The sequence below is a fragment of the Erwinia magellanica genome (assembly GCF_039023495.1).
Lineage (GTDB): Bacteria > Pseudomonadota > Gammaproteobacteria > Enterobacterales > Enterobacteriaceae > Erwinia.
On sequence record NZ_JBCHVC010000017.1, the window covers coordinates 1 to 1187 of the forward strand.

Genomic DNA, 1187 nt, shown 5'->3' on the forward strand with positions numbered 1-1187 from the left:
TCGCTGCCGCAGCTTCGGTGCATGGTTTAGCCCCGTTACATCTTCCGCGCAGGCCGACTCGACCAGTGAGCTATTACGCTTTCTTTAAATGATGGCTGCTTCTAAGCCAACATCCTGGCTGTCTGTGCCTTCCCACATCGTTTCCCACTTAACCATGACTTTGGGACCTTAGCTGGCGGTCTGGGTTGTTTCCCTCTTCACGACGGACGTTAGCACCCGCCGTGTGTCTCCCGTGATAACATTCTCCGGTATTCGCAGTTTGCATCGGGTTGGTAAGCCGGGATGGCCCCCTAGCCGAAACAGTGCTCTACCCCCGGAGATGAGTTCACGAGGCGCTACCTAAATAGCTTTCGGGGAGAACCAGCTATCTCCCGGTTTGATTGGCCTTTCACCCCCAGCCACAAGTCATCCGCTAATTTTTCAACATTAGTCGGTTCGGTCCTCCAGTTAGTGTTACCCAACCTTCAACCTGCCCATGGCTAGATCACCGGGTTTCGGGTCTATACCCTGCAACTTAACGCCCAGTTAAGACTCGGTTTCCCTGCGGCTCCCCTATACGGTTAACCTTGCTACAGAATATAAGTCGCTGACCCATTATACAAAAGGTACGCAGTCACACCACGAAGGTGCTCCCACTGCTTGTACGTACACGGTTTCAGGTTCTGTTTCACTCCCCTCGCCGGGGTTCTTTTCGCCTTTCCCTCACGGTACTGGTTCACTATCGGTCAGTCAGGAGTATTTAGCCTTGGAGGATGGTCCCCCCATATTCAGACAGGATGTCACGTGTCCCGCCCTACTCATCGAACTCACAGCAAGTGCAGCTTCGTGTACGGGAGTATCACCCTGTACCCTGCGACTTTCCAGACGCTTCCACTGCTGCACAAACTGATTCAGGTTCTGGGCTGTTCCCCGTTCGCTCGCCGCTACTGGGGGAATCTCGGTTGATTTCTTTTCCTCTGGGTACTTAGATGTTTCAGTTCCCCAGGTTCGCCTCGCAACACTATGTATTCATGTTGCGATGATGCACAAGTGCACCGGGTTTCCCCATTCGGGTATCGTCGGTTATAACGGTTCATATCACCTTACCGACGCTTATCGCAGATTAGCACGCCCTTCATCGCCTCTGACTGCCTAGGCATCCACCGTGTACGCTTAGTCACTTAACCTCACAACCCACAAGCGTCCCG

Annotated in this window: 1 rRNA gene; it reads right to left on the reverse strand. The window is 53.3% G+C overall.

The features are described 5' to 3' along the window. A 23S ribosomal RNA gene (locus tag AAH450_RS21035) occupies window positions 1-1166 on the reverse strand; the annotation flags it as partial. Window positions 1167-1187: the final 21 nt, after the last annotated feature.